Annotated in this window: 24 protein-coding genes; 6 read left to right on the forward strand and 18 right to left on the reverse strand. The window is 62.7% G+C overall.

Annotated elements, in window-relative coordinates; all coding sequences use genetic code 11:
• Positions 1-4: 4 nt before the first annotated feature.
• The 9 genes from hemW to UIB01_RS01385 all read right to left on the reverse strand — a co-directional run bounded on the left by hemW (position 5) and on the right by UIB01_RS01385 (position 8,480).
• Positions 5-1,204, reverse strand: a complete 1,200-nt coding sequence (gene hemW, locus UIB01_RS01345) for a radical SAM family heme chaperone HemW (RefSeq protein ID WP_230585277.1) — start codon at positions 1,202-1,204, stop codon at positions 5-7.
• On the reverse strand, positions 1,201-1,794 hold the full coding sequence (gene rdgB, locus UIB01_RS01350; RefSeq protein WP_038656145.1) for an RdgB/HAM1 family non-canonical purine NTP pyrophosphatase: 594 nt from the start codon (positions 1,792-1,794) through the stop codon (positions 1,201-1,203). The genes hemW and rdgB overlap by 4 nt, the downstream gene beginning before the upstream one ends.
• A complete protein-coding gene (locus tag UIB01_RS01355; protein ID WP_038656147.1) occupies positions 1,791-2,213 on the reverse strand; it encodes a DUF4426 domain-containing protein in 423 nt (140 codons plus the stop codon). The genes rdgB and UIB01_RS01355 overlap by 4 nt, the downstream gene beginning before the upstream one ends.
• Before the next feature lie 26 nt (positions 2,214-2,239).
• Positions 2,240-2,839, reverse strand: coding sequence for a methionine biosynthesis protein MetW (gene metW / locus UIB01_RS01360; protein ID WP_038656148.1), 600 nt, complete (start codon positions 2,837-2,839; stop codon positions 2,240-2,242).
• A 9-nt stretch (positions 2,840-2,848) separates the two neighbouring features.
• Positions 2,849-3,988, reverse strand: coding sequence for a homoserine O-succinyltransferase MetX (gene metX / locus UIB01_RS01365; RefSeq protein ID WP_038656150.1), 1,140 nt, complete (start codon positions 3,986-3,988; stop codon positions 2,849-2,851).
• Between the two features lie 128 nt (positions 3,989-4,116).
• Entirely contained in the window at positions 4,117-6,084 is a 1,968-nt protein-coding gene (locus UIB01_RS01370; protein WP_038656152.1) for a dynamin family protein, read from the reverse strand.
• A 271-nt stretch (positions 6,085-6,355) separates the two neighbouring features.
• Positions 6,356-6,946, reverse strand: coding sequence for a YggT family protein (locus UIB01_RS01375; RefSeq protein WP_038656154.1), 591 nt, complete (start codon positions 6,944-6,946; stop codon positions 6,356-6,358).
• Positions 6,947-6,955: 9 nt separating this feature from the next.
• Positions 6,956-7,780, reverse strand: coding sequence for a pyrroline-5-carboxylate reductase (proC, locus tag UIB01_RS01380; protein ID WP_038656156.1), 825 nt, complete (start codon positions 7,778-7,780; stop codon positions 6,956-6,958).
• A 10-nt stretch (positions 7,781-7,790) separates the two neighbouring features.
• Entirely contained in the window at positions 7,791-8,480 is a 690-nt protein-coding gene (locus UIB01_RS01385; protein WP_038656158.1) for a YggS family pyridoxal phosphate-dependent enzyme, read from the reverse strand.
• A gap of 66 nt (positions 8,481-8,546) precedes the next feature.
• Between UIB01_RS01385 and UIB01_RS01390 the strand changes: the two genes are divergently transcribed.
• Together UIB01_RS01390 and UIB01_RS01395 are read left to right on the forward strand one after the other, a co-directional pair.
• Positions 8,547-9,581: a type IV pilus twitching motility protein PilT gene (locus tag UIB01_RS01390; RefSeq protein ID WP_038656160.1), complete on the forward strand. Its 1,035-nt coding sequence runs from the start codon at positions 8,547-8,549 to the stop codon at positions 9,579-9,581.
• 59 nt (positions 9,582-9,640) lie between these two features.
• On the forward strand, positions 9,641-10,786 hold the full coding sequence (locus tag UIB01_RS01395; protein ID WP_038656162.1) for a PilT/PilU family type 4a pilus ATPase: 1,146 nt from the start codon (positions 9,641-9,643) through the stop codon (positions 10,784-10,786).
• Here the strand turns inward: UIB01_RS01395 and UIB01_RS01400 are convergent.
• Together UIB01_RS01400 and UIB01_RS01405 are read right to left on the reverse strand one after the other, a co-directional pair.
• Positions 10,783-11,619 carry a TIGR03915 family putative DNA repair protein gene (locus tag UIB01_RS01400; protein ID WP_038656164.1) on the reverse strand — a complete coding sequence of 279 codons (837 nt, stop codon included), beginning with the start codon at positions 11,617-11,619 and terminating at the stop codon, positions 10,783-10,785. The genes UIB01_RS01395 and UIB01_RS01400 overlap by 4 nt on opposite strands.
• Entirely contained in the window at positions 11,619-12,830 is a 1,212-nt protein-coding gene (locus UIB01_RS01405; RefSeq protein WP_038665304.1) for a putative DNA modification/repair radical SAM protein, read from the reverse strand. The genes UIB01_RS01400 and UIB01_RS01405 overlap by 1 nt, the downstream gene beginning before the upstream one ends.
• Positions 12,831-12,963: 133 nt before the next feature.
• On the opposite strand from UIB01_RS01405, the gene UIB01_RS01410 reads away from it, so the two are divergent.
• Positions 12,964-13,359: an NINE protein gene (locus UIB01_RS01410; RefSeq protein WP_038656166.1), complete on the forward strand. Its 396-nt coding sequence runs from the start codon at positions 12,964-12,966 to the stop codon at positions 13,357-13,359.
• Between the two features lie 76 nt (positions 13,360-13,435).
• On the opposite strand, the gene UIB01_RS01415 is transcribed toward UIB01_RS01410, so the two are convergent.
• The 7 genes from UIB01_RS01415 to gshB all read right to left on the reverse strand — a co-directional run bounded on the left by UIB01_RS01415 (position 13,436) and on the right by gshB (position 19,311).
• Positions 13,436-14,710: a dihydroorotase gene (locus tag UIB01_RS01415; RefSeq protein WP_038656168.1), complete on the reverse strand. Its 1,275-nt coding sequence runs from the start codon at positions 14,708-14,710 to the stop codon at positions 13,436-13,438.
• Positions 14,710-15,726 (reverse strand): aspartate carbamoyltransferase catalytic subunit, encoded by a 1,017-nt coding sequence (locus UIB01_RS01420; protein WP_038656170.1) that lies wholly within the window; start codon positions 15,724-15,726, stop codon positions 14,710-14,712. Before UIB01_RS01420 ends, UIB01_RS01415 begins: the two co-directional genes overlap by 1 nt.
• A gap of 57 nt (positions 15,727-15,783) precedes the next feature.
• Complete coding sequence (pyrR, locus tag UIB01_RS01425) at positions 15,784-16,296, reverse strand: bifunctional pyr operon transcriptional regulator/uracil phosphoribosyltransferase PyrR (RefSeq protein ID WP_038656172.1); 513 nt, start codon at positions 16,294-16,296, stop codon at positions 15,784-15,786.
• Positions 16,297-16,318: 22 nt separating this feature from the next.
• Entirely contained in the window at positions 16,319-16,747 is a 429-nt protein-coding gene (gene ruvX / locus UIB01_RS01430) for a Holliday junction resolvase RuvX (RefSeq protein WP_038656173.1), read from the reverse strand.
• Positions 16,744-17,313, reverse strand: a complete 570-nt coding sequence (locus tag UIB01_RS01435; protein WP_038656176.1) for a YqgE/AlgH family protein — start codon at positions 17,311-17,313, stop codon at positions 16,744-16,746. The genes ruvX and UIB01_RS01435 overlap by 4 nt, the downstream gene beginning before the upstream one ends.
• A 66-nt stretch (positions 17,314-17,379) precedes the next feature.
• Positions 17,380-18,273: an energy transducer TonB gene (locus UIB01_RS01440; RefSeq protein WP_038656178.1), complete on the reverse strand. Its 894-nt coding sequence runs from the start codon at positions 18,271-18,273 to the stop codon at positions 17,380-17,382.
• Between the two features lie 87 nt (positions 18,274-18,360).
• Positions 18,361-19,311, reverse strand: coding sequence for a glutathione synthase (gshB, locus tag UIB01_RS01445; protein ID WP_038656180.1), 951 nt, complete (start codon positions 19,309-19,311; stop codon positions 18,361-18,363).
• A 236-nt stretch (positions 19,312-19,547) separates the two neighbouring features.
• On the opposite strand from gshB, the gene pilG reads away from it, so the two are divergent.
• From pilG to UIB01_RS01460, 3 genes are read left to right on the forward strand one after another with little or no spacing between them, the layout of a single operon-like run.
• Positions 19,548-19,955: a twitching motility response regulator PilG gene (gene pilG / locus UIB01_RS01450; protein ID WP_003282729.1), complete on the forward strand. Its 408-nt coding sequence runs from the start codon at positions 19,548-19,550 to the stop codon at positions 19,953-19,955.
• Positions 19,956-19,998: 43 nt separating this feature from the next.
• A complete protein-coding gene (gene pilH / locus UIB01_RS01455; RefSeq protein WP_003297216.1) occupies positions 19,999-20,364 on the forward strand; it encodes a twitching motility response regulator PilH in 366 nt (121 codons plus the stop codon).
• A gap of 41 nt (positions 20,365-20,405) precedes the next feature.
• Complete coding sequence (locus UIB01_RS01460) at positions 20,406-20,942, forward strand: chemotaxis protein CheW (protein ID WP_038656183.1); 537 nt, start codon at positions 20,406-20,408, stop codon at positions 20,940-20,942.
• Positions 20,943-21,003: the final 61 nt, after the last annotated feature.

Raw genomic sequence — 21,003 nt, forward strand, 5'->3', positions numbered from 1 at the left:
GTCCTTAAGGCAGGAAGCTCTGTAGCAGGTCATTGAGGAACAGCTGGCCCTTCGGTGTCGCCACCAGACGCGCAGGGTCGGCCGACAGCAGGCCGCGGGCTTGGGCTGCACGCCGCGGCTCGGCAAGCAGGTCTAGCGCCAGCCCGGTGCGCTGAGTGAACAGCATGGCCGGTACGCCGTCGGTGAGGCGCAGCACATTCATCAGGAATTCGAAGGGTAATTCATCGGCAGTCAGTTGCTTTTCGCCAGCGCGGAAGGCCTTCGCCGGGTCGAGGTAGTCTTTCGGCAGGCGGGTCTTCCAGCTGCGCAGGATGCGGCCGTCGGCATGGCTGAGCTTGGCATGGGCGCCGGCACCGATGCCGAGGAAATCGCCGAAGGTCCAGTAGTTCAGGTTGTGTCGGGCCTGCCGACCCGGCTGGGCATAAGCCGAAGTCTCGTACTGGCGATAACCGTGCTCGGCAAGCAGCGCCTGGCCGGCTTCCTGGATGTCCCAGAGGATGTCGTCTTCGGGCAGCTGCGGCGGCTGGCTCCAAAACACTGTGTTCGGCTCCAGGGTCAGCTGATACCAAGACAGATGCGTCGGCTGCTGGGCGATGGCGATGCGCAGGTCGCTCAGCGCATCTTCCAGGCTTTGGTCCGGCAGGCCATGCATGAGGTCGAGGTTGAAGTTGTCGAAGCCGGCGGCGCGGGCCATGTCCGCTGCGCGAATCGCTTCGTCGCCGTCATGGATACGGCCGAGCGCCTTGAGCTTCTCGGCCTGGAAGCTCTGCACGCCGATGGACAGCCGGTTGATGCCGAGCTGGCGGTAGTCGCGGAACTTGGCTTGCTCGAACGTTCCCGGATTGGCCTCCAGGGTAATCTCGATGTCCTCGGTGAAACCGACCAGCCGCTCCAGCCCGTCGACGATCGCCCCCAGCGCCCTGGCGGAAAACAGACTCGGCGTGCCGCCGCCAAAGAAGATCGAGCTCAGTCGGCGACCCTGGACGTGCTCGAGATCGGCACGCAGATCGGCCAGCAGCGCAGCGACATACGCGTCTTCGGGCAGCTCGGGGCCGGCTGCGTGGGAATTGAAGTCGCAGTACGGGCATTTGCGCACGCACCAGGGGATATGCACGTAAGCTGCCAGCGGCGGCAGCTCGAAGCCTGCCTCAGGCGGCGCGCCGTAGATCCCGTTGTTAGCGGTTCGCGATGCAGCCGCTTTCATATCCCCAGCTGCTGCTTGAGCAGGGCCATGGCGCGTGCACGGTGGCTGAGCTGGTTCTTCTGCGCGGCCGGCAGCTCGGCACTGGAACAGTCGCATTCCGGCACCCAGAACAGTGGGTCGTAACCGAAGCCATGCTCACCGCGCGCGGCATGCAGGATGCGGCCGTGCCAGAGGCCCTCGCAGATGATCGGCAGCGGATCGTCGGCGTGGCGCACCAGGGCCAGGGCGCAGACGAACTGCGCGCCGCGCTCGGCATCCGGAACCTCCCGCAGGGCATCCAGCAGCTTGGCATTATTGGCAGCGTCGCCCCTGCCGTCGGCATAGCGCGCCGAGTAAATGCCCGGTGCGCCGCCAAGGGCGTCGACGGCCAGGCCGGAATCGTCGGCGAGCGCCGGCAGACCGGATATCCGCGCAGCGTTGCGCGCCTTGAGAATGGCGTTCTCGACGAAGGAAAGGCCGGTTTCCTCCGGCTCGACGGTGCTGAACTCGGCTACCGAGCGCACGCGTACAGCGTCGCCGAGCATGGCCTGGAGCTCCTTGAGTTTGCCGGCGTTATGACTGGCCAGCACCAGTTCGGGAAAAGGCATCATCGGTCGGGGAAGACTTCCTGGGTGAACTCGAAGCTGATCGGCTGCGCACCGGTCGGCTGTACGGTGAGGCTGAAGCGCAGGGTTTCCTGCGAGTCGAAGGGGAATTGCGCGAGGTAATAGATCGCCTCTTCACCCTCTTTGAGCTGCTTGAAGCTCAGCACGCGATCCTGCCCGAGCAGATTCTTCACCTGGCCGCTGACCTGTGCGGCGACCGGTTTGCCACCCTTGAGCACCGAGACGTTGACCACGCCCTGGGTCTTGCTGCGCGTGAGGCCGGCCGCGGCGGCAATGTCCGGCTGCAGGAAGCCGGAGTTGAAGGCGATGTAGTGGATATCGTACTCACCCACGCTGTGCTTGCGTTCGGCGAGTGCCGGTAATGTGAGGAGCGCGGCCAGAAGGCCGATCAGGACGCGTTTCATGTGCTTACCTCCAGCGTTGAAGCCGCTCAGCGGGATGGCCCGGTGACGCGGTAGATACCGATTTCACCCAGCAGATTCGGCCATAACCGACTGGCCCAGCCATGCCTGTGGTCGCGGTCGACAGCGAGGCGTTCGAGCACCCTGGCGCCGCTTTCCTGGCACAGCCGCTCGAAGTCCTCGAACGTGCAGAAGTGAATGTTCGGCGTGTTGTACCAAGTGTAGGGGAGGAACTCGGATACCGGCATGCGGCCCTTGCTCGCCAGGTACCAGCGGCAGCGCCAGTGGCCGAAATTGGGGAAGGTGATGATGCACTGGCGGCCGACGCGCAGCATTTCCTTCATCAGCTGGTCCGGGTAGTGCACGGCTTGCAACGCCTGGGTCATCACCACCATGTCGAAGCTGTCGCTGGCGAAGTTGCCCAGGCCCAGGTCGAGGTTCTGCTCGATGACGTTGACGCCCTTGTCGATGCAGGCGGCAATGTTGTCCGGGTCGATTTCCAGGCCATAGCCGCTGACCTGCTTGTGGTCACGCAACCAGGCGAGCAGCTCGCCATTGCCGCAGCCGAGGTCGAGAACTCGGCTGCCGGCCGGTATCCACTCTTGGATGATGTCCAGATCGGCGCGCATCTTCGTTCCTTATACGGCTATGCGGTTCATGTAACCGCGGAAGGCTTGCAGGTAGCGGGGGTTGGGGATCAGGAAGGCATCGTGGCCCTGCGGCGCGTCGATCTCCAGGTAGCAGACGTCCTTGCGCGCGGCGAGCAGGGCGTCGACGATTTCCCGCGAGCGCTCCGGCGAGAAACGCCAGTCGGTGGTGAAGGACATCACGCAGAAGCGCGCCTGGGCGACCTCGAAGGTCTTGGCCAGATTGTCGTCATTGGCCGCCGCCGGGTCGAAGTAGTCCAGTGCCTTGGTCATCAGCAGGTAGGTGTTGGCGTCGAAGCGTCCGGAAAACTCCTCACCCTGATAGCGCAGGTAGCTTTCGACCTGGAACTCCACGCTGTTGAAGTCGTAATTGAGCTTCTCGCTCTTCAGTCCGCGGCCGAACTTGGTGCCCATGGCGTCATCGGACAGGTAGGTGATGTGGCCGACCATGCGCGCCAGCATCAGTCCGCGCTTGGGAATCACGCCCATCTCCTGGAAATGCCCGCCGTGGAACTCGGGATCGGAGAGGATCGCCTGGCGCGCGACCTCGTTGAAGGCGATGTTCTGCGCCGACAGCTTGGGTGCCGAGGCGATGGCCAGGCAGTGACGTACCCGCTCGGGGTAGCTGATGGTCCACTGCAAGGCTTGCATGCCACCCAGGCTGCCGCCGACCACCGCTGCCCACTGGGCGATGCCGAGCCGATCGGCCAGGCGTGCCTGGCTGTGCACCCAGTCTTCCACGGTGACCACCGGGAAATCGGCGCCGTAGGGCTTGCCGCTGGCCGGGTTGGTGCTGCTGGGGCCGGTGGAGCCGTTGCAGCCGCCAAGATTGTTCAGGCTGACGACGAAGAAGCGATCGGTATCGATGGCCTTACCCGGGCCTATGCACGAGTCCCACCAGCCGGGCTTGCGATCGTCCGCGCTGTGGTAGCCGGCAGCATGATGGTGGCCGGACAGCGCATGGCAGATGAGCACGGCGTTGCTGCGCGCAGCGTTCAGCTCGCCATAGGTTTCGTAGATCAGCTGGTAATCGGCCAGCGTGCGGCCGCAGGCGAGTGTCAGTGGCTCGGCAAAGTGCGCGACCTGCGGACTCACCAGGCCAACGGAATCGGCGGGAATTGCAGTGGGCATCGACCCTGGCTCTTGCTTGAAGAAGGCGGCAAAGTCTAAAGGTATGCGCGTTGCAATTCATCCTGAAATGCAACGGTGGGCGGGGCTCCCGCCATTTCCTCACCGGCGGCGAAGAAATGGCGACGGTTCTAGCTGATTTGCGCCTTGGTCAGGCTGACCACCTTGCCCTGCCGCCGCAGCGGCGCCGGCCGCCGCAGCGCACGGAGCATTTCCGCGGCTTGTGCCAGTTGCAGCTCCAGTTCTCCGCTGTAGCGGGTCAGCAGCTGTCCGCGTTTGCTGTTCTGCTGGCTCTCCCTGGCCAGGTTCTTTAGCTGCAGGATGTGGGCTTCCAGCTGCTGCTTGTGTTCCAGGGAAAACTGCAGCAAGGGTGTCAGCGCGTCGCCAGCCCATTGTTCGGCATCCTGGCGCAGTCGCTGGTGCATGCCGATGACTTCCTGCACCAGGGTGGAGAAGAAACGTCTGGTGAGCGTTCGCTGCTCGGTGAGCAGGGTCTTCAATTGCAGGCGGAACTGATCGGCCTTGCCTTGCAAGCTGCGCAGCTCGCGCTGATAAGGCAGCAACTGGAACAACGGTGGATCTATGCCATTCAGCGGGTTCTCTTCGCTGTGCCGGCGATAGATCGCCGAAACCATCTTGTTGGCGCGCTCGGCTTCCTGTTCGAGGACGCCTAGATCCTGCTCCACCGAGCGGAAGAAGTGCAGGATGGCCAGGTTGATGCCGAGCGTCGTCAGGCTGCCGGTCAGACTCCGGCGCAGCCGGGTCAGGTGTTCCTCAAGGCGTTCCGCACGGATGGCCGCGCGCAGCAGCTCGCCTTGGCGCTGCAATAGGCGCTGATTGGTCTTCAGGTCGAGTAGGCGCTTGTGATGGCGGTTGTGGTCGTGCCGTGTGCGCGCGGTGAGTTCGAGCAGCATCTGCCCGCTGCCTTCCTGATGGCTGGCGAGCACGTCGCGCTGTTCGATGACCTTTTCCAAGCGCAGCTTGAGCGCGTGCTGGCTGTTCTGCACCAGTGCCAGGACCTGCAGTACCACCTGGTCTTCGAGTAAACGTTCCTTTTGCGCCAGGATGCGCTGACTTAGCAGCTGCTCCAGTTGAGCCAGTTGGCTGCGTTCGAGCAGCGCCTGGTCGCCGCGGATCTTCGCCATCAGCGCCTGCTTGGCCGACAACGGCAGAACGTCCGCGCAGTCGATACCGAGCTGCTGTGCGGTGGTTTCGCGGATGTCTTCGATAGCCTTCTGGGCGAAGGCTTCGCCGGCAACATCGTCCCAGAGCACGTCGATCTTGTTGAGTACGGCGAACAGGCTGCTCTGGGTGTCTTCATCGAGCTGACGGATGTGCTGCTGCCAGATCTGCATGTCGCTGGCTGTGACGCCGGTATCGGCGGAAAGCAGGAAAATGATCGCCTGCGCATTGGGCAGCATCGACAGGGTCAGTTCCGGTTCGCTGCCCAGCGCGTTCAGCCCAGGGGTATCGAGAATGCGCAGACCCTGGCGCAGCAACGGATGGTCGAAGTTGACCATGGCGTGGCGCCAGGCTGGCACCAGCACCATGTCACCGCTGCCCGTGCTTTCCAGGCCAGCCGGGTCGAAGCCCAGCTGGATCGCCTGCTCCACCGGCATGGTCTTGGTCAAGGCGACCTGGGCGAAGGCCTCGGCCATGCTTTCGGGGTCGTGCGGATCGAGCGGCAGGTTCAGCCAGAGTCGCGGAGTGCGCTTGAGCTGCGCGATGCTGGTGTCCTGCAGGCGCGACTCGATGGGCAGCAGGCGGATGTAAGAACGCTCCGAGCGTGGATCGAACAGCAGCTCGGTGGGGCACATGGTGGTGCGTCCAGCCCGCGAGGGCAGGATGCGCTGACCATAGTTGGAGAAGAACAGGCTGTTGATCAGCTCGGTCTTGCCGCGCGAATACTCGCCGACGAACGCCAGGGTGATGTGATCGGTGCGCAGCACCCGTAGAGCGCGCTCCAGACGCGCTTCTACGCCTTCGCTGCTGAGACGGTTGTGCGCCAACCAGCTGCGGTAACGGGTGATCTCACGAATGAGGTCACGCTTCCAGGTGACGTAGGCGTCCACTTGTCGGTCGAGACGTTCCATGCTCATCCAGCTCCCGGAGGTGTGATTCGGCGAATTATCGGACCCGCTGGTGCGGGGTCAATTCAATCGAAGCCTGGCGTGACCGAGCGGCGTTGCTGGCGGCTTGGGCGGTCATGGGCGGCTCGATTTCGAGTCGATGTCCTCGTTCACACCCCGCAGCAGAGGACGAGGCAGGATGGAAAAAGCCGAGAAAGCGAAGTCTACGTGCTGCCAGGCGGCATTCCGAGGTGCTTTTCGGCCCTCGGTGCCGCTTTGGCAGCAAAGCATGAACGGCGTCTCAGATGAGCATGCGCAGGATGTTCGGCATATGCGTCATGGTGGCCAGGTTGTTGACCACCAGCATGTCCAGCAGCTTGATCGCCAGGAAGGCGAAGATCGGCGAAATATCGAGCCCACCGAGGTTCGGCAGCAGGCGGCGGAACGGTGCCAGGACCGGCTCGCAGAGTTGGCTGACCAACTGGGCGCCCGGGTTGTGGCTGCCCGGTGCCACCCAGGACAGGATGACGCTGATGATCAGCGCCCAGAAGAAAATATTGAGGAACAGCCCGGTGATGCCGATCAGTGCCCAGACCAGCAGCAGCAAGGGATTGCCGGGGGTGCCGTAGGCGACCAGCAGAATCAGTGCCATCAGTACCATCTGCACGATCAGCGCGAGGATCAGCGAAGAAAGATCCAGCGTACCCATGCTCGGAATGATGCGGCGCATCGGCCGCAGCAGCGGATGGGTCGCCTTGACGATGAACTGGCTGAGTGGGTTGTAGAAGTCGGCGCGCACCAGTTGCAGGATGAAGCGCAGCAGCACGATCAGCAGGTAAAGGCTGCCCAGGGTCTGGATGATGAGGATCAGGGCTTGCGAGAGTTGGGACATGAATGCTCCTTATTGGCCCAGTTGTTCGGCCAGTTCGGCCGAGCGTTGTGCGGCGGCGTTCAGCGCCAGCTGCACCAGTTGCTCGAAGCCGCCGGCCTGGAAGGCTTTGATCGCCGCTTCGGTGGTTCCGTTCGGCGAGGTGACACGGCGCCGCAGTTCGGCGGCGTCGACATCGCTTTCGCAAGCCATGCGCGCTGCGCCCAGCGCGGTCTGCATGGTCAGTCGCGCTGCGGTTTCGCGGGGCAGTCCGAGCCGTTCGCCAGCAGCGGTCATCGCTTCGATCAGCAGGAAGAAATAGGCCGGGCCGCTACCGGAAACCGCTGTCACTGCGTCGATCAGCCGTTCCTCTTCGAGCCACAGGGCGATGCCGACAGCCGACAGCAGTTGCTCGGCCTGCTGCTTCTGCATGTCGCTGACCTGGGCATTGGCGAACAGGCCGCTAACGCCTTGACGCAGCAATGCCGGCGTGTTCGGCATGCAGCGCACGATCGCCTGCGGGCGCGGCCCCAGCCAGCGCTGCAGGCTGTCGCAGCTGATGCCAGCGGCGATCGAGACAATCAAGGGCGCATGACCCAGATGGGGCGTCAGATCCTGACAGACCGCCTGCATGACCTGCGGTTTGACCGACAGCACCACCACATCGGCGTCAGCCAGCGCGTCGGCATTCTGCGCAAAGGTCTGGATGCCGTGTTCGGCGCTGATCTTCGCGCGCTGCTCGGCGCCTGGATCGCTGGCGCGGATGGCATCCGCGGCGACGCCCTGGGCGCGCAGCCCGCCGATCAGGCTGGCCGCCATGTTGCCGGCGCCGATGAAGGCGATGCGGGGAGAGGTCATAGCAATTCCTTTATTGAGGGCGCCCGTAATCACGAGCGCCGAACAGTGCGGTACCGATGCGGACCCAGGTCGCGCCTTCGGCGATCGCCGTTTCGAGATCCTGGCTCATGCCCATGGACAGCGTATCCAGCGTCAGTGGCAGTTCGTCGCGCAATGCCCGCAGGCGGGCAAAGGCAGCACGCTGCTCGGCGGGGTCGTCGCTCGGTGCGGGAATGCACATCAGACCACGCAGCCGCAGGTTAGGCAGCGCGGCAACGGCCTGCGCCAGCGGGTGCAGTTCCTCGGGCGCGCAACCGGACTTGCTTGCCTCGCCGCTGACATTGACCTGCAGGCAGATGTTCAGCGGAGGCAGCTGCGTCGGGCGCTGGTCAGACAGACGCTGGGCAATCTTCAGGCGATCCACCGAGTGCACCCAGTCGAAGTGTTCGGCGATGGGTTTGGTTTTGTTCGACTGGATGGGGCCGATGAAATGCCAGACCAGCGACAGGTCGCTCAGCTCGGCCTGCTTGTCCAGCGCTTCCTGCAGATAGTTCTCGCCGAAATCGCGGACGCCGGCGCCTGCTGCGTCGCGAATGGCGGCGGCTGGCTGGGTCTTGCTCACCGCCAGCAGCCCGACCGTGGCCGGGTCGCGACTCACAGCTTGCGCCGCCTCACGGATGCGCGCAGCGACCTTTGCAATATTCTTCTCTATCGTGGACATTACCTGCGCCCGCCACCTTGGGGTCTGCGCGGCATTCTACCTGCTTGCTTGTAATTGGGGAGTCCCATGGATATCACAGAACTGCTGGCCTTCAGCGCCAAGCAGGGTGCGTCGGATTTGCACCTTTCCGCCGGCCTGCCGCCGATGATTCGCGTCGATGGCGACGTGCGGCGCATCAACCTGCCGGCCATGGACCACAAGCAGGTGCATGCGCTGATCTACGACATCATGAACGACAAGCAGCGCAAGGATTTCGAGGAATTCCTGGAAACCGACTTCTCGTTCGAAGTGCCCGGCGTGGCGCGCTTCCGCGTCAACGCGTTCAACCAGAATCGCGGTTCCGGTGCGGTGTTTCGGACCATTCCTTCCAAGGTGCTGACCATGGAAGACCTGGGGATGGGCGAGGTGTTTCGTAAGATCACCGACGTGCCGCGTGGGCTGGTGCTGGTCACCGGGCCGACCGGCTCGGGCAAGTCGACCACCCTGGCGGCGATGCTCGATTACCTGAACAGCACCAAATACCACCATATCCTCACCATCGAGGACCCCATCGAATTCGTCCACGAATCGAAGAAGTGCCTGGTCAACCAGCGCGAGGTCCATCGTGACACCCTGGGTTTCTCCGAAGCCCTGCGTTCGGCATTGCGTGAAGACCCGGACATCATTCTGGTCGGCGAAATGCGCGACCTGGAAACCATTCGCCTGGCGCTGACTGCCGCGGAAACCGGTCACCTGGTGTTCGGCACCCTGCACACCACCTCCGCCGCCAAGACCATCGACCGCGTGGTCGACGTGTTCCCGGCCGAAGAGAAGTCCATGGTCCGCTCGATGCTTTCCGAATCGCTGCAGGCGGTGATTTCGCAGACCCTGCTAAAGAAAGTCGGCGGCGGCCGTGTGGCGGCCCACGAGATCATGATCGGCACCCCTGCCATTCGGAACCTGATCCGCGAGGACAAGGTGGCGCAGATGTATTCCTCGATTCAGACCGGTGGCTCGCTGGGCATGCAGACACTGGACTCGTGCCTCAAGGGGCTGCTGGCCAAAGGGCTGATCTCGCGAGACAGCGCCAAGGAAAAGGCCAAGCAGCCAGAGAACTTCTAAACGCCTGACAACCCCGGACGCCGCTCGGTGCGGCGCTTGCCACGATTGCGAGTAAGACGATGGAATTCGAGAAACTTCTGCGCCTGATGGTGGAAAAGGGCGGCTCCGATCTATTCATCACGGCCGGCGTGCCGCCTTCGATGAAGGTCAATGGCAAGATCATGCCGGTGAGCAAGACGGCGATGTCGCCGGAGATGACCCGGGAAACCGTGCATGGCGTGATGAACGAGCAGCAGCGCCGCGAGTTCACCGAAAACCATGAGTGCAATTTCGCCATCAGTGCCCGTGGTATTGGTCGCTTCCGCGTCAGCGCCTTCTACCAGCGCAACCTGGCCGGGATGGTGCTGCGGCGCATCGAAACCAACATTCCGACCATCGAAGAGCTGAAGCTGCCGGACGTCCTCAAGAAGCTGTCGATGACCAAGCGCGGGCTGGTCCTGTTCGTCGGCGCGACCGGTACCGGCAAGTCGACCTCGCTGGCTTCGATGATCGGCTACCGCAACAAGAATTCCAGCGGGCACATCATCTCCATCGAGGATCCAATCGAATTCATCCACCAGCATCAGAGCTGCATCGTCACCCAGCGTGAGGTCGGCATCGATACCAGCTCGTTCGAGGTGGCACTGAAGAACACCCTGCGCCAGGCACCGGACGTGATTCTCATCGGCGAGATCCGTACTCGTGAAACCATGGACTACGCCGTGGCCTTCGCCGAAACCGGTCACCTGTGTCTGGCGACGCTGCACGCCAACAACGCGAACCAGGCGCTGGATCGCATCATCAACTTCTTCCCGCCCGACCGTCACAACCAGGTGTGGATGGATCTTTCGCTCAACCTCAAGGCCATCGTCGCTCAGCAGCTGGTGCCTACGCCTGATGGCAAGGGCCGTCGCGCGGTAATCGAGGTGCTGATCAATACGCCGCTGGCGGCCGATCTGATCCGCAAGGGCGAGGTGCATGAACTCAAATCGTTGATGAAGCGCTCCACCGAACTGGGCATGCAGACCTTCGATCAGGCGCTGTATAACCTCTATGTGCAGGGCGAGATCACCTACGAAGATGCATTGCTGCACGCCGACTCGGCCAACGACCTGCGCCTGCTGATCAAGCTGGGATCGGAAACCGATGGCGAGCATCTGGCCAGCGTGTCCAAGGGCCTGAGCCTGGAAGTCAGTGACGAGGACCCAGGCCGTAGCTTCCGCTAGTCAGCCTGTTCTGCCGCCCGGCCGATGCGCTTTCCGTTCTTGGCGGCGACGCGCTCGGCCTGGCCGTCACGCTGCGCGCCGGCTCGCGCGCGGCTCATCAACTGCGGGATCAACATGCCTTCGGGCAGATTCTTCCAGAAGCGCACCGGCAGGTTGTTCTCCAGCACGCCGCGGTTCAGCCGGGCCGGGTTGAACGTGCTTTCGTAATACGCCTTCCATAGTTCTCCGCCGGGGTCCGCCGCGTTCTGCGCCAGTTGCCGCCATTGCGTCGGGCAGGGCCGGGTGTAGTAGATCCCCTGTCCATCCCAGCAGACACCTTCTTCTGGCGTCGCGATCAGCCAGCTGTTCCCGCCCATCCGTTCGGCGAAATGCCCTGCTGCCCACGGCAGTACGTCGTGCGCGGGCTCGAACCAGGCGACGTGCTGCGGTCCGTCACTGGTTTGCAGCGGGCGGAAGCGAAGAAATGCATGCAGATGATGGGCTTCGCGGCGGACTGCCTTGATTCGACCGTGCAGTTCGCTGCCGTCGATATCGCCCACCATTCGCGCACTCGAATCGCCCTGGTTTACACGCCAGAGCACGCGATATAGCAGGCTCCAGCGATGTTCGGTGCGATAGCGTGCCGCCATCTCGAGCTCATCCAGCAGCTGTCTCGGTACACGAATCCGCTGGCCGCTCTCATTTGCCGGGGTGGGCAGGGGTTCCTCGAACAGTCCTGCCGATTCATTACCACCCGCCCAACTCACTTCATGTGGCGCGACCTGGCTCTGCAGCAGTGCACGAGCGCGGTTTCGCCATTCCTGGAAGCTCCCATCGAAGCGAACCGTGAGCATCACCAGAGCGCCAGCTGTGCAGGGGTGTCGCGCAGATGCTGGCGCAGCATGGCTGACTCGTGCCCAGCCAGGCTTGGCCGGTAATCCTGGGTGATGACGAAGGGTTTGGCTTTCTCCAGGGAGCAACGCAGGCGAGTCAAATCCTCGAAGCGGATGCGTTTGTGCCGGCGTAGATCCACCAGGCGTTTCGCGCTGAGCATGCCGATTCCGGGGATGCGCGCGATCATCATGGGTTCGGCGCGATTGAGGTCCACCGGAAACTGGTCGCGGTGGGCCAGCGCCCAAGCCAGCTTCGGGTCGATATCCAGCGCGAGGTTGCCCGGCCCGCTGAGCAGTTCGCTGGCGTTGAAGCCATAGCCACGCATGAGAAAGTCGGCCTGATACAGCCGGTGCTCGCGCATCAGCGGTGGTGCCGCGAAAGGCACGGTGTTGGGGCTGTGCGGAATCGGGCTGAAGGCCGAGTAATAGACCCGGCGCAAGCGATAGCTGCCGTATAGCGACTGGGCCGTTTGCAGGATGGTGCTGTCGTCGGTGCTGTCGGCGCCGACGATCATCTGCGTGCTCTGCCCAGCAGGTGCGAAGCGCGGCGCACGCTTCTCGGCGCTGGCCTCGGTTTCGCCCTGGTGGATGGTGTGCATGGCATGCTTGATGGTCACCACCTGCTTTTCCGGCGCCAGACGGATCAGGCTGGTTTCGGTTGGCAGTTCGATGTTCACGCTGAGCCGGTCGGCGTAGCGGCCGGCTTCGGCGATCAGTAGGGGATCGGCGTCAGGAATGGTCTTGAGATGGATGTAGCCACGAAACTCGTGCTCCTCACGCAGCAGCCTGGCGACCCGCACCAGCTGCTCCATGGTGTAGTCCGCCGAGCGAATGATGCCGGAGCTGAGAAACAGGCCGCTGATGCAGTTGCGCCGGTAGAAGTCGAGCGTCAGGCTGACCACTTCTTCCGGCGTGAAGCGCGCCCGCGGTACATCGCTGGAGCGGCGATTGACGCAGTACTGACAGTCGTAGAGGCAGAAGTTGGTCAGCAGGATCTTCAGCAGCGCGACGCAGCGACCATCCGGCGTGAAGCTGTGGCAGATGCCCATACCGTCAGTGGCGCCGAGACCGCTCTTGCCCTTCGAGCTGCGCTTCGGTGCGCCGCTGCTGGCGCAGGAAACGTCGTACTTGGCTGCGTCGGCGAGCACGCTGAGTTTGTCGATCAATTGCATGACGGTGACCGTGATACTGTTTGCATATACAGTATCACGGTTGCGCATGGCAGCAAGGTCCGTCGGGCGGGGCGGTTAAAGCGCATTATCGGATAAGCTGGACGCCACTCATCAATCGCACGTCGAGGTTCGGATGCAGCAGAACACCCATAGCACGCTGATCGGCTATCTCCTGTGGATATTCGGTTTTCTCGGCTCCCACCGCTTCTATTACGGCAAGCCGATCACCGGCACCATCTGGTTCTTCACTCTCGGGCTGTTCTTCGTCGGCTGGATCATCGACCTGTTTCTGATTCCATCGATGGATCGTGAAGCGGACATGCGCTTCCAGCCGGGGCCCATCGACTACACGGTCGGCTGGATACTGCTGACCTTTCTGGGGGTTTTCGGTGTGCACCGCATGTATCAGGGCAAGTGGATCACCGGGATCCTCTACCTATTCACCGGTGGGCTGTTCTTCATCGGAGTGCTCTACGACTTCTGGACGCTGAACTCGCAAATATCCGAGCGCAACCTAGCGCGGGGCTGAACGGAAGAAGAGATCGCGCTTGAGAAATCTGGCAGGCATGGACGGACCGACGCCCCGCCTGCGCAGATCTTTCGCATCAGCATTCGAAGCTGATGTGGCCGTCGACGATGGTGTAGCGCACCGCGCCCGGCAAGCAGTGCCCCATGAACGGGCAGTTGCGGCCTTTGGAATACCAGCGCTCGCCGACCAGGGTCGAACTGTGTTGATCGAACAGCACCAGGTCCGCCGGCTGACCCGCTTGCAGGGAGCTGCTTGGCAGGCGCAGTGCTGAGGCGGGGCCACTGGTCAGTCGCGCCAGCAGGGTTGGCAGGTCGAGCAAGCCGTCACCCACCAGAGTCAGCGCCAGTGGCAGCAGAATTTCGGCACTGCTGATGCCCGGTTCGGTTTCGCCGAACGGGGCCAGTTTGGCATCGGCCTCGTGCGGCTGGTGGTGACTGGAAATCGCCGAGATGACGCCCGCCTTCACCGCCTCACGCAGGCCATCGCGATCCGCTGCGCTGCGCAGTGGCGGCTGCACGTGATACAGGCTGGAGAAACCGTGCAGCGCTTCATCGGTGAGGATCAGCTGATACATGGCCACGTCGGCCGTCACCGGCAGGCCGCGAGCCTGCGCCTGGGCGATCATCTCCGCGCCACGTGCGCTGGTCAGCTGGGTGAAGTGCGCACGAACGCCGGACTTTTCCACCAGCAGCAAATTACGCGCCAGGGCTACGGTTTCCGCGGTCTCCGGGATTCCGGGCAGGCCGAGGAAACTGGCGGCAGGACCCTCGTGGGCAAGCCCGCCCTCGGCCAGGTCGCGATCCTGGGAGTGGAAAATCACCGTCAGATCGAAGGTGGCGGCGTACTCCAGCGCGCGGCGCAGATTGCGATTGCTGGCAAATTCGGTGAGCCCGTTGCCGAACGCGACGCAGCCGGCTTCGCGCAATGCGACAAGCTCAGACAGCTGCTCGCCAGCCAGGCTGCGCGTCAGTGCGCCGATGGGGAATACCTTGGCGTGGCCAGACTCGCGGGCACGATCGAGGATCAGCTCGGTGACTGCCGCGGTATCCAGTACCGGACGCGTCTGTGGCGGACAGCACAGGCTGGTGATGCCGCCGGCGGCCGCTGCCAGGGTCTCGCTGGCAATGCTGCCTTTGCGGCTGTAGCCAGGCTCGCGCAGCGCCACTGAAAGATCGACCAGGCCGGGTGTGGCGGTCAGTCCTTGGGCATCGATCGTCCGTTGTGCTTCGAAGCTGGCCGGTGCCTGGCCGATGGCGGCGATCTTGCCGTGCTGCAGATAAATATCGGCGATTTCGTTGCGCCCGCTGACGGGGTCGATGACGTGTGCGCCGAGGATTCGGGTTGCCACCATCACTGCTGCTCCTCGGTTACGGATTCGGAATCGATCTGGCGCTGCGCAGCCTGGCCGCTCATCGCCATGGACAGCACAGCCATGCGAATGGCGATGCCGTAGGTGACCTGGTTGAGGATCACCGATTGCGGGCCGTCGGCCACCGCCGACTCGATCTCCACGCCGCGGTTGATCGGGCCCGGGTGCATCACGATGGCGTCCGGCTTGGCCAGTGCGAGACGCTGGGTGTTCAGGCCGTAGAGCTTGTAGAACTCGCCTTCGCTCGGCAGCAGGCCGCCCTGCATGCGCTCGCGCTGCAGGCGCAGCATGATCACCACGTCGACGTCGCGCAGCCCCTCGTTCATATCGGTGAAGACACGCACGCCGTATTGCTCGATGCCCTCGGGCAGCAGGGTTTTTGGCGCGATGACGCGGATGTCCGGGCAGCCCAGAGTCTTCAGCGCCAGCATGTTCGAGCGCGCCACGCGCGAATGCAGGATGTCACCGACGATGGCGACCGAGAGGTTCTCGAAACTGCCTTTGTGCCGGCGGATGGTGAGCATGTCGAGCATGCCCTGGGTCGGGTGCGCGTGGCGCCCGTCGCCGCCGTTGATCACCGCGACCTCAGGACTGACATGCTCGGCGATGAAATGTGCGGCACCGGAGTCGGCGTGGCGCACGACGAACATATCCGCAGCCATGGCCTCCAGATTGCGCAGCGTGTCAGTCAGGGTCTCGCCCTTGCTGGTGGAGGAGGTCGACACGTTCAACGTGATCACGTCTGCCGACAACCGCTGGGCCGCCAGTTCGAAGGTCGTGCGGGTGCGTGTGGAGTTCTCGAAGAACACGTTGCAGACGGTTTTGCCGCGCAGCAGGGGAACCTTCTTCACCGCCCGGGCGCCGACCTCAAGGAAGGAGTCGGCGGTGTCGAGGATCTCGGTAAGCAACTCGCGGGGCAGGCCGTCGAGAGAGAGAAAATGGCGCAGCTGGCCTTGGTCGTTCAGCTGTAGCGGGCGCTTGGCGTCAGTGGGCGTCATCGCAGGATCTCGGTAGGCGGCTGGAGATAGGCTGTAAGGCGGAAGTTAGCGTCTCGCTCAGGAGGGGCTGGGTTCCATCTGTTGTTCAAGGGCCAGTGGCTCCGGTCCGATCAACTTGATGCGTTGTTCCGGTGCCAGCGATAGGGTGGCGCCGACCACATCAGGGCGAATTGGCAGCTCACGCGCGTTCAGGTCGAGCAGGCAGACCAGTGTCACGCTGGCTGGTCGGCCATAGTCGAACAGTTCATTGAGCGCGGCGCGAATGGTGCGGCCGGTCATCAGCACGTCATCGATCAGCACCAGGTGCTGGCCTTCGATCTCGAAAGGCAGCTCCGATGGCTGCACCTGCGGGTGCAGGCCCTTCTGCGTGAAGTCGTCGCGATAGAAGGACACGTCGAGAATGCCGAGTGGTTCGTTCTGCCCGCGGGCGGCAAGCAACGCCTGGGCGACCCAGACGCCGCCGGTACGAATGCCGATGAAGCGCGGCTCCTGGATGTCGCGATCACTCAGGTGTTGCTTCAGCGCGGCAACCATTTCGGGCAGCAGCTGTTCGGGGTTGGGCAGGATCATGGAGTCTCCTTACAGGTCCGGATCAGGCGGCAGGGTGGTCGCTCAGCCAGCCTTCCAGTAATAGGGCGGCGGCCAGGGCATCCACCGGGCGATCGCGATAGCCGCCGTGCTGGCCCTGGCGCAGACGCTCGCCTTTGGCTTCGAACGTGGTCAGGCGTTCGTCGTGAGTATGTACCGGCAGGTTGAAGCGACCGTTGAGTCGACGGGCGAACTTTTCCGCCCGGGCACTCATGTCGCTGGGCGTGCCGTCCATGTTCAGCGGCAGGCCAACGACCAGCGCATCGGGCTGCCATTCGCGCATCAGCGCCTCGATCTGTTGCCAGTCCGGCACGCCATTCTGCGCCCTGAGTACGCAGAGTTCGCGCGCTTGCCCGGTAATGACCTGGCCGACCGCGACGCCGATCTGCTTGGTGCCGTAGTCGAAGCCGAGCAGCAATCGCGGCCCGCTCATGCGTGGCCGACCTGGGTGCTGAGCAGTCGCAGGTCGACGCCGAGCGAGGCAGCGGCTGCGTTCAGGCGCTGATTGTATGGCAGATCGAAGAGGATTTCCGTGCTTGCCGGGCAGCTGAGCCAGGCGTTGTCAGCCAGTTCGGCTTCCAGCTGCCCGGCTTCCCAGCCAGCGTAGCCCAAGGCGATGAAGTGCCGGGTGGGTCCCTGGCCATCAGCGATGGCGAACAGGACATCCTGCGATGTGGACATGCCGAGCGGACCAAGCGAGAGCGTGGCCTGAAACTGTTGCTCGGGCGAATGCAGGACAAAGCCGCGATCGGTCTGCACCGGGCCGCCGGAAAATATCGGCAGACTCTGGCAGAGCGGGGGAACCGGTTCGTCCGGGCGCAGCTGCTCCAGCACATCAGTCAGGCTCAGACCGCTTGGGCGATTGACGATCAGGCCCATGGCGCCTTCTGCCCCGTGCTCGATCAGGTAGATCAGCGTCTGGGCAAAGTTCCGATCGGCCATCTGTGGCATGGCGATCAGGAAGTGATGCTTGAGGTAGCTGGGCGCGGTGCTTTTCATGCCCGTTAGCTTAAGCGTTGCACCGCATTCCGGCTACAGGTGCGACGGTTCGCCCGGGCTGTGGATTCAGCGGCTGGAAAGCCTGTCGCCGCGCTCGAAACGCCAGGTACGGATGATCTCGACCTGATCGAACTTCTGCGCCAGTTCTCCAGTGAAAGGAGCAAACGGCGCTGCCAGGCGCACGATACGCAGTGCGGCATCGTCCAGCACCGGCTGGCCCGAGGACTCGATCACGCGCAGCTCCTGGATGGTGCCGTCGCGGTTGATGGTTACCAGCATGCGCAGGCTGCCGTAGATCTGCTGACGACGTGCTTCGTCCGGATAGTTGAGGTTGCCGATGCGCTCGACCTTCTTGCGCCACTCATCTCGATACCAGGCACTGATATCGCGCATGGTGGCGGCGCTGTTCTGTCGGCTGACCCTGGGGCGCTTGGCATAGCGCTCGACCTCTTGAGCCAGTTCGGCTTCGAGGCTGGCGATCTCTGCGCTCAGCTGGGAGCTGTCGAATGCCGGGGCGGCTTGCGGCTCAGGCTGTGGTGGGGTCTGTTGCTTGACGTCGGCCTTGTCGCGCTGCGGGCTGCGAGTGGTGACGACGGTCTTCGCCGGCTCCGGCCGGGTACTGCGAGGCGGTGCTGCCGGCGGGGTGACCTTGCGTACCTCGGTGTCCTGGAATTGCGCTTGCTCGGTGGTTTTCGGCGACGCCTTGTGCTCCAGCGTGCCGCTGCCCTGCTGATTGTCCTGGGCGAGAAAGTCGGCTTCCTTGGGCTTCTCCTCACTCTTGAACGTCGAGAGGGTGATTTCCAGCGTCTTGCTAATCTGTTTCGGTTCCGACTGCGTGAAACCCAGGCCGAGAATCAGCGCCAGGTGCAGTGCTGCAGCCAGAAAAAGCGTGAAGCCGAGCCTGTCCGCCGGGCGGACTCGGGTAGTTTCAGGCAGGGGTTGGCGGATAGCGGCGTTCATCGCAGGTCGGGTCGGCTCGAAGTGCCGCGCAGTCTGCCGGCTTTGAGCTGGGAGTCGCAAGCTCCAAGCTCAAAGCTGTTAGCTGGTTCAAGCTTGCAGCTTGGCTGCGATCGCATCCATGAGGCGCTCGCCAATGCGGGTATCGAACGCATTGTCGATTTCGCGGATGCAGGTCGGGCTGGTGATGTTGATTTCGGTGAGGTAATCGCCGATTACATCCAGTCCGACGAACAGCAGGCCGCGCTTGCGCAATTCCGGTCCGACGATTGCGGCGATCTCGCGATCACGGTCAGACAATGGCTGGGCCACGCCGCGGCCGCCAGCAGCCAGGTTGCCGCGCGTTTCACCGGCAGCGGGAATTCGCGCCAGGCAGTAGGGAATCGGCTCGCCATCGATCATCAGGATGCGCTTATCGCCGTCCTTGATAGCGGGGACGTAGCGCTGCGCCATGATCTGACGGCTGCCGTGCTCGGTGAGCACTTCGAGAATGACAGAAAGGTTGGGGTCGCCCTCGCGATGGCGAAAGATCGAGGCTCCGCCCATCTCGTCGAGGGGTTTGAGAATGATGTCACGGTGCTCGGTGGCGAACTCGCGGAGAATGTCAGAACGCCGGCTGACCAGTGTCGGTGGCGTGCATTGCGGAAACTGAGTGGCGAAGAATTTCTCGTTGCAGTCGCGCAGGCTCTGTGGGCGATTGACCACCAGTGTTCCTGCCTTCTCTGCCAATTCCAGCAGATAGGTTGCGTAGACGTACTCGCTGTTGAATGGTGGGTCCTTGCGCATGAGGATTACATCAAGGTCGGCAAGAGCCATGTCGATCTCGTCGCCTTTCTCGAACCAGCGCTGCGGGTCATTGAATACCTGCAGTGGACATGTGCGTGCGCGGGCCTGATCGCCGAGCTGATAGAGATCGCGCTGTTCCATGTAGAACAGTGTCCAGCCTCGCGCCTGGGCGGCCAGCAACATGGCCAGCGAGCTGTCCTTCTTGAAGGCGATCTGCGCGATAGGGTCCATGATGATCCCGACGCGAACGGTCATGGGGTGTTCTCCGGCAATGGGCAGCGAAGCGCCGCCAGTGGCTCAAAATGTCGCTGCAGATTGGCTGTGGTTGTGCACTGGGTCAAGGAAAATCCGGATGCTTTCCCGGTTGATAGCGTGTGCATGAGGAGTGTGCTAAAAAGGTCCGGCGATTGGGTGCAGCCCATCGGTGGCAGGGCCTCCGGCGCACTGACATAACGATAAACTACGACTCACCGAGGCGATGGTAGGGCGAAATGGAACAGCACTCCGAGGGCTTGAAGGTCATGGTGATCGACGATTCGAAAACGATTCGTCGCACTGCTGAAACCCTGCTGAAAAAAGTAGGTTGCGATGTCATCACCGCAGTGGACGGTTTCGATGCGCTCGCCAAGATTGCGGATACTCATCCCCGTATCATCTTCGTCGATATTATGATGCCCAGGCTGGATGGTTATCAGACCTGCGCGTTGATCAAGAACAACAGTTCCTTCAAGTCGACGCCGGTGATCATGCTGTCTTCCAAAGATGGTCTGTTCGACAAGGCGAAAGGGCGTATTGTCGGCTCCGATCAATACCTCACCAAGCCGTTCAGCAAAGAAGAGCTGCTCGGTGCGATCAAGGCCCATGTCCCTGATTTCGCGCCGGTGGAGCAAGCATCCTGAAGTTCGGCATTGTTTGCCGCTGAAGCCTTCCTATGGAGAAATCATGGCTCGCGTTCTGATTGTTGATGATTCGCCGACTGAAATGTACAAGCTCACCGCCATGCTGGAGAAGCATGGTCATGTGGTGTTGAAGGCCGAAAATGGTGCCGATGGCGTTGCGCTGGCGCGTCAGGAGAAGCCGGACGCTGTGCTGATGGACATCGTCATGCCTGGGTTGAACGGTTTTCAGGCCACTCGTCAGCTGACCAAAGATTCTGAAACCAGTCACATTCCGGTGATCATCGTTACCACCAAAGATCAGGAAACCGATAAGGTCTGGGGCAAGCGCCAGGGCGCGAAGGATTACCTGACCAAGCCGGTGGATGAAGCCACGCTGCTGAAAACCCTGAATGCCGTTCTGGCGGGCTGACGCCGGGGTAGTAACCACTCGGACAAAGGGACGTGGCCAGCATGGCTGACATGCAAACGCCGTTTCAGCAGCTGCTGGAGCTAGATAAGCGATGCCGCCTGTACGCGGCAGGCCTGCCTTCTCAGCAGGAAGCCGTGCAGACCTGGGGAGGGATCGGCTTCCGTATGGGGGGGCGCTTGTTCGTCGCTCCGATGGGAGAGGTCGGCGAAATTCTTCATGAGCCGCGTTACACCCTTCTCCCTGGGGTCAAGAGCTGGGTCAAGGGTGTGGCAAACGTCCGCGGCCGGCTCCTGCCGGTGATGGATCTTTGTGGCTATTTCGGCTTAGAGCTTTCGCCTCTGCGCAAGCAGCGCAGGGTGCTTGTGGTCGATCACCAGGAAGTGTTCGCGGGGCTGACTGTCGACGAGGTCTTTGGCATGCAGCACTTCCCGGTAGAAGCTTTCTCGGAGGAATTGCCTCCGATAGAAGCATCTATTCAACCGTTTATTCATGGTGTGTTTCAGCGCGAGCAGCCCTGGCTGGTCTTCAGTCCGCACGCACTGGCTACGCATCAGGCGTTTTTAGACGTCGCTTTTTAGTTGTAGGTGGGTCGACCAAGGTCGGCCTTTTGGTTCTTGGATGGAAGCGCACGGGGGTCCA

Origin of the sequence: Stutzerimonas decontaminans (assembly GCF_000661915.1) — a bacterium.
GTDB classification, from domain to species: Bacteria; Pseudomonadota; Gammaproteobacteria; order Pseudomonadales; family Pseudomonadaceae; genus Stutzerimonas; species Stutzerimonas decontaminans.

Bases quoted from the DNA above. Each gene is read 5' to 3' on its own strand.
- hemW (WP_230585277.1), bottom strand. From the start codon at position 1,204: ATGAAAGCGGCTGCATCGCGAACCGCTAACAACGGGATCTACGGCGCG.
- rdgB (WP_038656145.1), bottom strand. From the start codon at position 1,794: ATGATGCCTTTTCCCGAACTGGTGCTGGCCAGTCATAACGCCGGCAAA.
- UIB01_RS01355 (WP_038656147.1), bottom strand. From the start codon at position 2,213: ATGAAACGCGTCCTGATCGGCCTTCTGGCCGCGCTCCTCACATTACCG.
- metW (WP_038656148.1), bottom strand. From the start codon at position 2,839: ATGCGCGCCGATCTGGACATCATCCAAGAGTGGATACCGGCCGGCAGC.
- metX (WP_038656150.1), bottom strand. From the start codon at position 3,988: ATGCCCACTGCAATTCCCGCCGATTCCGTTGGCCTGGTGAGTCCGCAG.
- UIB01_RS01370 (WP_038656152.1), bottom strand. From the start codon at position 6,084: ATGAGCATGGAACGTCTCGACCGACAAGTGGACGCCTACGTCACCTGG.
- UIB01_RS01375 (WP_038656154.1), bottom strand. From the start codon at position 6,946: ATGTCCCAACTCTCGCAAGCCCTGATCCTCATCATCCAGACCCTGGGC.
- proC (WP_038656156.1), bottom strand. From the start codon at position 7,780: ATGACCTCTCCCCGCATCGCCTTCATCGGCGCCGGCAACATGGCGGCC.
- UIB01_RS01385 (WP_038656158.1), bottom strand. From the start codon at position 8,480: ATGTCCACGATAGAGAAGAATATTGCAAAGGTCGCTGCGCGCATCCGT.
- UIB01_RS01390 (WP_038656160.1), top strand. From the start codon at position 8,547: ATGGATATCACAGAACTGCTGGCCTTCAGCGCCAAGCAGGGTGCGTCG.
- UIB01_RS01395 (WP_038656162.1), top strand. From the start codon at position 9,641: ATGGAATTCGAGAAACTTCTGCGCCTGATGGTGGAAAAGGGCGGCTCC.
- UIB01_RS01400 (WP_038656164.1), bottom strand. From the start codon at position 11,619: ATGCTCACGGTTCGCTTCGATGGGAGCTTCCAGGAATGGCGAAACCGC.
- UIB01_RS01405 (WP_038665304.1), bottom strand. From the start codon at position 12,830: ATGCAATTGATCGACAAACTCAGCGTGCTCGCCGACGCAGCCAAGTAC.
- UIB01_RS01410 (WP_038656166.1), top strand. From the start codon at position 12,964: ATGCAGCAGAACACCCATAGCACGCTGATCGGCTATCTCCTGTGGATA.
- UIB01_RS01415 (WP_038656168.1), bottom strand. From the start codon at position 14,710: ATGGTGGCAACCCGAATCCTCGGCGCACACGTCATCGACCCCGTCAGC.
- UIB01_RS01420 (WP_038656170.1), bottom strand. From the start codon at position 15,726: ATGACGCCCACTGACGCCAAGCGCCCGCTACAGCTGAACGACCAAGGC.
- pyrR (WP_038656172.1), bottom strand. From the start codon at position 16,296: ATGATCCTGCCCAACCCCGAACAGCTGCTGCCCGAAATGGTTGCCGCG.
- ruvX (WP_038656173.1), bottom strand. From the start codon at position 16,747: ATGAGCGGGCCGCGATTGCTGCTCGGCTTCGACTACGGCACCAAGCAG.
- UIB01_RS01435 (WP_038656176.1), bottom strand. From the start codon at position 17,313: ATGAAAAGCACCGCGCCCAGCTACCTCAAGCATCACTTCCTGATCGCC.
- UIB01_RS01440 (WP_038656178.1), bottom strand. From the start codon at position 18,273: ATGAACGCCGCTATCCGCCAACCCCTGCCTGAAACTACCCGAGTCCGC.
- gshB (WP_038656180.1), bottom strand. From the start codon at position 19,311: ATGACCGTTCGCGTCGGGATCATCATGGACCCTATCGCGCAGATCGCC.
- pilG (WP_003282729.1), top strand. From the start codon at position 19,548: ATGGAACAGCACTCCGAGGGCTTGAAGGTCATGGTGATCGACGATTCG.
- pilH (WP_003297216.1), top strand. From the start codon at position 19,999: ATGGCTCGCGTTCTGATTGTTGATGATTCGCCGACTGAAATGTACAAG.
- UIB01_RS01460 (WP_038656183.1), top strand. From the start codon at position 20,406: ATGGCTGACATGCAAACGCCGTTTCAGCAGCTGCTGGAGCTAGATAAG.